This window comes from Bradyrhizobium sp. (genome assembly GCF_049512235.1).
Taxonomy (GTDB): Bacteria; Pseudomonadota; Alphaproteobacteria; order Rhizobiales; family Xanthobacteraceae; genus Bradyrhizobium.
The window spans coordinates 1-8977 of record NZ_JBEKXH010000288.1 but is presented as its reverse complement, the minus strand read 5'-3'; the positions used below and the strand labels follow the sequence as shown (position 1 = coordinate 8977).

The following is an 8977-nucleotide window of genomic DNA, read 5'->3' as shown; positions in this document are numbered from 1 at the left end:
GCCTGGTCCACCGCCTGCTTGTCGGTGAAGTTTTCCCAGTAAGGCAAGACGTGCGCGGCGATGAAATCGACGGAAGAACCGAGCTCCGGATTGTCGCGCCAGATATTCCAGATTTCACCTGTGGTGACCGGCACCCGGCCATTGACCGCGGTCTTGACCCGCTTGATCAGCTCGATCAGGTCCTCGACCTTCTGCTCGCCGCGATAGACCGTCTCGTTGCCGACCACGATGGCGATCACATTGCTGTTGAGCTTGGCGAGATCGATGGCCGCGGCAATCTCGCGTTCGTTGCGATCGGCATTCTTGTCGATCCAGGCGCCGACCGTGACCTTGATGCCGAACTCGTTGGCAATCGGGGGCACCAGTTCGACGCCGCCGGTCGACGAATAAAGTCGGATCGCCCGCGTCAGCGGCGCCAGTTTCTTCATGTCGGCGCGGATGCGCTCGCTGTTCGGAATATTATCGACGTCGGGATGCGAGGTGCCCTCGAACGGCGCGTAGGATACGCTCTGCAGGATGCCCTTGAAATCGGGCGCCTGCTGCTTTTGGCGGCGTGAACGGCAGCCACAAGCACCAGAACGGCGACGACGGCGCGCATCGCGATTAAACCAAAGGGGGCAAAATGGCAGGGAAGCGGATCCGTCCCCGAGATCCGACCGAGTCAGCGGAGATACGAGCATATCTCTGCCCCGCGTTTTGAACAACGCTCTTACGGCGTCGTGGAGTTTTACGACGCGAATACTGGTAAGCAGCAAAATTCGCGCGGTGCCGGCAGAATCAGGATTATTTGCCCGGCGCCGCTGCAGCCGCTGGCGCGGAGGCCGGCGGCGAGGCGCCCGACGTCGCTGAGGTGGCGGGTTGGGCGGCCACGGTGGTCTGCGGTTGCGCCGCCGGATTGATCCAGCAGGTATGGACGTGCCCGGTCAGGCTGTCGGGCACCTTGGGATCGATCGCGCTGAAGAAGCGCGTCAGGCAACGAAAGGCCGCCTGGACGTGACCGCCGGGGCAACCGAACCGGTCGTAGAGATCGAGATGGCGAAACGCGGTGTCGAGGTCGTCGCGATACATCAAGACCACCACCCGGCGGCCAAGCCAGACGCATTCCGGGTTTCCGGCCGGACCGTTGATCGCCTGCGCCGCCTCGACGAATTCGTCGGTCTTGTGCTGAGCGTCCTTGGCCGCCTCCGCCGGCGAGGCCGAATTTGTCGAAGCCGGCTTGCCGGATTGATCCGGGGCGTGCTGGTCGCCGCTCTGCGCCAGAGCGCTTCCTAGTCCAATCATCAGTGCAGTTGCGGGGACAGCGAGGTGGCGCAAAAACGAAATTTGAAGCTGAAGCAGCCGTCGACGCATAAATTCCCCGACTCGTTTCCTGCCTTCCGGATGGCTCGTGCCCGTCCGGATGGGCTGGTGTGATGCGGCCTAATTAGGTCCCCAATGCGGCGGAGACTTCAGGTGAATTCCCATGACGGAGATTTCTGATTTTGTCCAGCAAACTCACAACTTTATCATGTCGTGGTAAAGCCAAAGGGGGCTGGCCGCGTACCCGGTCTTGGCAGATCGCGTCCGACCAGCTATGCGAGGCGGTCCGCCCGGAGGATGGAACCGATTTCTTTTCGCACGCCACTGGCGCTTCTCGTCATATCCCTCGGGGCGATCGTTGCGGCGTGGTGGTGGCTGTCCACACCCATCAAGCTGGCGCGCGCGCCGATCGATCCCAACGCCAAGCTGTTATGCGTGTCCTACGCGCCCTTTCGCGGCGCGCAGACGCCGCTTTCGCCGACCACCCATGTTGACGCGGAACAGATCGCCGAGGATCTGGCGCAACTCGCCAAAATATCGGATTGCGTGCGCACCTATTCGATCGAAAACGGCCTCGACCAGGTCCCCGCCTTGGCGGCCAAGGTCGGGCTCAAAGTCATACAGGGCATATGGCTCGGCAGCAACCGGCTGAAAAACCTGGCGCAGATTGCGACCGTGGTCGGCCTCACCAGGCAATATCCTGACGTCATCACCGCCGTGGTCGTCGGCAACGAGGTATTGCTGCGCGGTGAGATGACGACCTCCGACCTGGCCGCCACCATCCGCTCGGTCAAACCGCAGGTGTCCGTTCCGATCACCTATGCCGATGTCTGGGAATACTGGCTTCGCAATCGGGAAGTCTATGACGCCGTCGATTTTGTCACCATCCACATTCTTCCTTATTGGGAAGATTACCCGATCCGCGCCAAATACGCCGCCTCCCATGTCGATGACATCCGCAAGAAGATGGCGGTGGCATTCCCCGGCAAGGAAATCCTGATCGGAGAAACCGGCTGGCCGAGCGCGGGCCGGATGCGCGAAGGGGCGCTGCCCTCGCGCACCAACCAGGCGCGCGTCGTCTCCGAAATTCTCGATCTGGCGAAACGGGAAAACTTTCGCGTCAATCTGATCGAGGCCTATGACCAGCCGTGGAAGCGTCAGCTCGAGGGGACGGTCGGCGGCAATTGGGGCCTCTTCGATGCCGTGCGGCGGCAGCTGAAATATCCGCCCAATGAGGCGATCAGCAACTATCCGTCGTGGAAGCTGCAAATGGGCGGCGGCATGGCATTGAGCATTCTGGTGTTCGGCGCGGCCTGGCTGACGCTGCGCCGCCGGCCATGGACGCCGCGGCTTGCCTCCTGGATTGCGGTCGGACTATCGGCGACCACGGCCGGCATCCTGCTCGGGGTTGCCGCCGACAAGATGCTCTACGAAAGTTACGGCTTTGCAGGCTGGCTGCACTGGGGCGCGTTGCTGCTGGCCGGTATCGTCTCGCCGTTAGTGGGCGCCAACGCCCTGATGTCGGGGCGGGCGCTGCCGACCTTCCTGGAGCTGCTCGGCCCCCGCGATGGCAGAGACCAGTCCGCGCCGGCAATGATTCTGGGAGCCGCACTGATCGTGACCACGCTGATATCAGCCGAGACCGCGCTCGGCTTCGTGTTCGACCCCCGCTACCGCGATTTTCCTTTTGCCGCCCTGACCATGGCGGTGCTGCCGTTTGCGACCCTGATGTTGCTCAACCGCCCGAAGGAGGGCGTGCGCCCGATCGCCGAAGCGCTGTTTGCCGGCCTTTTGGCGGGGGCGGCGCTCTACACGGTCTTCAATGAAGGCTCCGACAACTGGCAATCGCTGTGGACCTGCGCGGCCTATTTTCTGCTTGCGGTCACGCTGTGGCGGGCGCGGGCCGGGCAAATCCCAAAATGAGCAGTCCGATCGCAATACCCGACAGGCCGATATTATAGAGCACGATCCCGAACCCGGCAGCGATCAGACCAAGCGTCAGCAAAACGATCGACGGCCGGATCACGTTCAGCGCAGCGATGATCAGAGCAACCGCGCCAAACACCCAATTCTTGAACAAGTAAGTAGCAAGCAGGCGGGTTTCGCACAGCAGGCTCCGCAGACCGCCGTCGCAGGCCAGCGCCACCGTCGAGAACTCAATCGCCAGATAACGCAGATAGAGCGCGCAGCCGATGGTCGAGAACCCGACCACCAGCAGCCATTGCACCTGGTAGGGCGTCAACCGGAACGCGGTCTTTTTCATCTCATGAATTATGGCCGGGATTCCCTGCGAGAACAAGCCGCGCACGGGCCAGCGCTGCCAGGACGGATGAAAATCTCCTCCTTACACATTGGAATATCTAACCTTCTTCTGAACTTCGGCTCTACCGCCGGCCGAACAACGAGGATAGCGTCGGACCTTCCTGCTTTTTCGCCGGCTCGTCATTTTGGCCATTTTGGCCGCGCCGGTAACCGTTCTTCTTGTGTGCCGCAGGCTTGGGGGCGGCGCCCGGGGCGGGGGCCTTGGCTTCGATGGGCAGCGGCTCGTCGGCCTTCACGGCAACGGCGAGGCGCTGACCATCGAAAACCGTCGGCGCGCAGGTCCGCTCGCTTTCGGCCAGGGCGGCGCAGATTTTGGCCGCCGCGGCGGCGTCGTCGAGCGGGCCGGCGACCAGCCGCAGCTGCATACCTAATCCGCCGCTGCCTTCCTTGATCACGATGATCGGATCGAGCTTTGCCAGCGCCGAATTCGACTTGAGAAGACCGCGCCACAGGGCGCGCAGGCCGCCGACCGAACTCGCGCCACCGACGTCGACCCCAAATTCAGTTCGCTTGACCGCGAGTTTGCCAGGCGTCGTCCCGGATGGATCCGGTTCCGTGGACACCGATCCAACCACTTCCGGTGCCGGCTCCGCGGCATCGGCTGGTTTCTCCGGTTCGATCAATTTCGAGGCCGCCGCATCCGGGGGGGCCAGGATCGATTTCACTGCCATCAGCGGCGGCGGCGCCGCCGACGGCGCCGGCGGCGTATTGGCCGCTGCTGGCGCAGCGGACCAGACCGGCACGGCGGCTTGTCCGGCGCCGTCCACAGGCAGCTTCTCGGCTTTTTTCTCAGCTGTCGCCGCTCCAGGGGACGCCGGCTGGGCGGTTGCCGCCGGGCTTTGCGACACCGATGGCGGCTCGGTCGCCGCGGCCGGCGGCGACGCGGCCGCCGTGTTTGACCGGACGATAACCCCTGTTATCGACTTTCCGCTCGTGTTCGCCATCGGGGACGCTGGCGGGGCAGGCGCCGGACCTTGCGAGGCCGGTGCCGGTTCCACCGTCGCCGAAGCCGGCGCCGCGGCTTGCGATGACGAGTTCGCGGTGATTTGCCGAGCCATGGCGCTAGCCATGGCTTTCGTGGCCGCGGATACCGCCGAGGACACCGGCGGGGCAGGCACCGGACTTGGCGACGCCGAGCCTGGTTCCACCGTCGCGGCCGCCGGCGCGGCAGCTTGCGGCGGTGCTGCCGCAGCGTTTTGCGGCGTCGCCGGGTTCATTGCCGATTTGGCGGTGGCGGCCGTCGGGGACACCGGCTGGGCAGGCGCCAGGACCTGCGGCGTTTCGGTCGAAGGCGGCCGCGTTGCGGCAGCCTGCGGCGATGCCGCGGCAGGGTTTTGCCGCACCAGCGCCCCCGTCGCTGAATCCAGCCCTTGCTCCAGAGCGGTGACACGCGAGTATAGCCGGTCGCGGTCCGCATTGAGGGTATCGATCGCGGCGGTCAGCCGCCGCATCTCATTCTGACTTTCGTTGGCAAGCCTCTCGATTTGCTGCGCCTGTCGCGCCAGATCGGCGGCCGCGACCGTGTCGCGCGGCGATGACATCGAGGACTGGCTGGCGAGCATCGCGGCGGTGACAGCGGCAACCGCCACGACGGCCCACATCGCGAGCCGCAACAATGTGCGCCGGTCGAAAACCGGCTCTTCGGCCAAAATACCGGTCAAAAAGCCGCCGGTATTTTGAGTTTCGAACCCGCCGGGCAGATGGTCGGATTGCCTTGCCATACGACTTATCAGCGCTCCTGGGGCCCGATCCGAATCAGGCCGGTAAACATTAACAGTAAATGCGACATCAACCTCAACCTGGCGCGTTGCGGAGACGAAACACGTTTCCAAGCTTGGGGAAAACCCTCTAAGACGGCGAACGCGCCCCGCCCGCAGCCAATCCAGGGAACCGGATGACCGCTCGAACCAGCCTCACGATCGTCCTTGCCGCCGGCGAGGGCACGCGCATGCGCTCTTCGATCCCGAAGGTCCTGCATCCCGTTGCCGGCCAATCGATGCTGGCGCATGTGCTGGGCGCGTCCCCCAGCGGAGCCGGGGCGGCGCTCGCCGTGGTGATCGGGCCGGATCACCAACCTGTCGCGGCAGAGATCAGACGCCTGCGCCCGGACGCCACGACCTTCATTCAGCGCGAGCGTCTCGGCACTGCGCACGCCGTGCTCGCCGCCCGCGAGGCGATTATTGGCGGCGCGGACGATCTGCTGGTGGTGTTCGGCGATACGCCGCTGATTTCGGCCGCGACCTTCGAGCGGCTGCGCGCCGCCTTGAAAAACGGCGCGGCACTGGCCGTGCTGGGCTTTCGGGCCGCCGATCCAACCGGCTACGGCCGGCTCCTGGTCGAGGGCGGTGAGCTCCGGGCGATCCGCGAGCATGCCGACGCCTCGCCTGCGGAGCGCGCGATCACGCTTTGCAATGCCGGCGTGATGGCGTTCGATGGCCACCGGGCGCTGCAAATCATCGAAAAAATCGGCAATTCCAACAGCAAGGCCGAATATTATCTGGTCGATGCCGTGGCAATCGTTCGAGAACTGGGATGGGAGACCGCCGTGATCGAAACCAGCGGAGAAGAGGTGCGTGGCATCAACACCAAGGCCCAGCTCGCCGAGGCCGAGCAGATTATGCAGGCGCGGCTGCGCACGGCGGCGCTGGAGGCCGGCGTGACGATGATCGCGCCCGAAACCATCTACCTCGCCGCCGATACCACCTTCGGCAACGACGTCACCATCGAACCTTTCGTGGTGATCGGTCCCGGTGTCTCGATATCCGACGGCGCGGTGATCCATTCGTTTTCCCACATCGTGCAGTCGTCGATCGGCAGGAATGCGTCGGTCGGCCCCTATGCGCGCCTGAGGCCGGGGACCTTGCTCGGCGACGGCGCCAAGATCGGCAATTTCGTCGAGACCAAAGCCGCGGTGCTGGAAGCGGGCGTCAAGGTCAATCATCTCAGCTACATCGGCGATGCCCATATCGGCGCCAACACCAATATAGGCGCCGGCAGCATCACCTGCAACTATGACGGTTTTTCCAAACACCGCACTACCATCGGCGTCGGCGCCTTTATCGGCACCAATTCGTCGCTGGTGGCGCCGGTGAAAATCGGCAACGCCGCCTATGTCGGTTCGGGATCGGTGATTACGCGGGACGTGCCCGACAATGCGCTGGCGGTCGAGCGCGGCCAGCAGACCAACCGCGAAGGCGGCGCGGCGCGATACCGCGAGATGAAGACCCGCGGCGAGCCGAAGCAGGGCTGATGCCACGGACGTCGTTAAGCTTTCCGCTTAACCCTGTCGCAATCCGCAATAATTATTGAGTATCTGATCATCCGGCGTTCTCGTTAAGACAGGCCTGTTGGATTTTGACCATCTTTCGACAATTTGGGGATATTGATCCGTATGTGCGGCATTGTCGGCATTCTCGGGCGCGGCCCGGTCGCAGAACAGCTGGTGGACTCGCTCAAGAGACTTGAATATCGCGGCTACGATTCCGCCGGGGTCGCAACCATCGAAGGCGATCATCTCGATCGCCGCCGCGCCGAAGGCAAGCTTAAAAATCTCGAGTTGCGATTGCGGGCCGAGCCGCTGGCGGGCCATACCGGGCTCGGACATACGCGCTGGGCTACGCACGGCAAGCCGACCGAGAACAACGCCCATCCGCATGCCACCGCTCGCCTCGCCGTGGTTCACAATGGGATCATCGAGAATTTCCGCGAGTTACGCCAAAAGCTTCAGGACGAGGGGGCGGTCTTCAAAACGGAAACCGACACCGAGATCGTTTTGCACCTCGTCGACAGCTATCTTGCCAAGGGCATCACTCCGGTCGAGGCGGTCAAGGCGTCGCTGTCGCAACTTCGGGGTGCGTTCGCACTGGGGTTTATTTTCGCAGGCGACGACGATCTGATGATCGGCGCGCGCAATGGGCCGCCGCTCGCCATCGGCTATGGCAAGGGCGAGATGTATCTGGGCTCGGATGCCATTGCGCTGGGTCCGTTTACCGACACCATCGCTTATCTGGAGGATGGCGACTGGGTCGTGCTGACGCGCCAGGGCGCTGTCATCTACGACCGGAACAATGCGGTCGCCCATCGCGACGCGATCAAGCACACCGCCGCGACGTCGCTGGTCGACAAGGCAAATTATCGCCATTTCATGGCCAAGGAAATTCACGAACAGCCCGAGGTGGTCGGCCACACGCTGGCGCGCTACGTCAACATGGCGACCGAACGGGTGGCGCTGCCGCTGCAATTGCCGTTCGACTTCAGCGACATCCAGCGGATTTCGATCACGGCATGCGGCACCGCAAGCTACGCCGGTTATATCGGCAAATACTGGTTCGAACGGCTGGCGCGCCTCCCGGTCGAACTCGACGTCGCCTCCGAATTCCGCTACCGCGAAGCGCCCTTGCGCAAGGGCGATCTGGCGATCTTCATTTCGCAATCCGGCGAGACCGCCGATACGCTGGCCGCGCTGCGCTATGCCAAGGCGCAGGGCGTGCACACGCTCTCCGTGGTCAACGTGCCGACATCGACGATCGCGCGCGAGAGCGAGACCGTGCTGCCGACGCTGGCCGGGCCGGAAATCGGGGTCGCCTCCACCAAGGCTTTTACCTGTCAATTGATGGTGCTGGCCGCGCTCGCGGTCGCCGCGGGCACCGCGCGGGGCGAATTGTCGGAAGCGGACGAGGCAAAACTCGTTCATGGCCTTGTGGAAATTCCCCGCCTGATGGCCGCGGCCCTTGCCACCGAACCGCAGATCGAGAAACTGGCGCGCGACATCGCCAAATGCAAGGACGTGCTCTATCTCGGCCGCGGCACCAGCTATCCCCTGGCACTGGAAGGCGCGCTTAAGCTGAAGGAAATCTCCTACATCCACGCCGAAGGCTATGCCGCCGGCGAACTCAAGCACGGGCCGATCGCGCTGATCGACGAGAACATGCCGGTGGTGGTGATTGCGCCGTTCGACCGGGTATTCGAGAAAACCGTCTCCAACATGCAGGAAGTCGCGGCCCGCGGCGGCGGCATCATCCTGATGACCGACGCCAAGGGTGCGGCGGAAGCGACCATCGAATCGCTGGTCACGATCGTGCTGCCCGACATGGACGCATCGTTCACACCGATGGTCTATGCCATTCCGGTGCAGCTGTTGGCCTACCATACCGCGGTCATCATGGGCACCGATGTCGACCAGCCCAGAAATCTGGCGAAATCGGTCACCGTCGAATAGCATACTGTCGAGGTTGCTTGATCCCTTCAGGTCTTCAATAATCTGCTAGAAGAGCCTAGCTCGCATATAACAATAGCAGCCGGACCGACCTGGAACCCCCATGAACCGCGACGATTTGCCTCCCGTGCCCCCGGCCCA

The 8977-nt window shown here is 63.6% G+C and carries 6 protein-coding genes and 1 pseudogene; 3 read left to right on the top strand and 4 right to left on the bottom strand.

Annotated features, from left to right (window positions below):
* Together ABSG20_RS23300 and ABSG20_RS23295 are read right to left on the bottom strand one after the other, a co-directional pair.
* A pseudogene (locus tag ABSG20_RS23300) lies at positions 1–598 on the bottom strand (glycosyl transferase family 2); the annotation flags it as partial.
* Positions 599–783: 185 nt separating this feature from the next.
* Complete coding sequence (locus ABSG20_RS23295; protein ID WP_423866867.1) at positions 784–1350, bottom strand: beta-1-3, beta-1-6-glucan biosynthesis protein; 567 nt, start codon at positions 1348–1350, stop codon at positions 784–786.
* Between the two features lie 246 nt (positions 1351–1596).
* Between ABSG20_RS23295 and ABSG20_RS23290 the strand changes: the two genes are divergently transcribed.
* Complete coding sequence (locus ABSG20_RS23290; protein ID WP_423866866.1) at positions 1597–3222, top strand: glycoside hydrolase family 17 protein; 1626 nt, start codon at positions 1597–1599, stop codon at positions 3220–3222.
* On the opposite strand, the gene ABSG20_RS23285 is transcribed toward ABSG20_RS23290, so the two are convergent.
* Together ABSG20_RS23285 and ABSG20_RS23280 are read right to left on the bottom strand one after the other, a co-directional pair.
* The gene (locus tag ABSG20_RS23285) at positions 3182–3562 is read right to left on the bottom strand and encodes a hypothetical protein (RefSeq protein ID WP_423866865.1); all 381 of its coding nucleotides are present in this window, start codon (positions 3560–3562) and stop codon (positions 3182–3184) included. The genes ABSG20_RS23290 and ABSG20_RS23285 overlap by 41 nt on opposite strands.
* 121 nt (positions 3563–3683) lie before the next feature.
* On the bottom strand, positions 3684–5342 hold the full coding sequence (locus tag ABSG20_RS23280; RefSeq protein WP_423866864.1) for a hypothetical protein: 1659 nt from the start codon (positions 5340–5342) through the stop codon (positions 3684–3686).
* Between the two features lie 173 nt (positions 5343–5515).
* Between ABSG20_RS23280 and glmU the strand changes: the two genes are divergently transcribed.
* Both glmU and glmS read left to right on the top strand, forming a co-directional pair.
* Positions 5516–6871, top strand: coding sequence for a bifunctional UDP-N-acetylglucosamine diphosphorylase/glucosamine-1-phosphate N-acetyltransferase GlmU (gene glmU, locus ABSG20_RS23275; RefSeq protein WP_423866863.1), 1356 nt, complete (start codon positions 5516–5518; stop codon positions 6869–6871).
* A gap of 141 nt (positions 6872–7012) precedes the next feature.
* Complete coding sequence (glmS, locus tag ABSG20_RS23270; protein WP_423866862.1) at positions 7013–8839, top strand: glutamine--fructose-6-phosphate transaminase (isomerizing); 1827 nt, start codon at positions 7013–7015, stop codon at positions 8837–8839.
* The last annotated feature ends 138 nt before the right edge of the window (positions 8840–8977 follow it).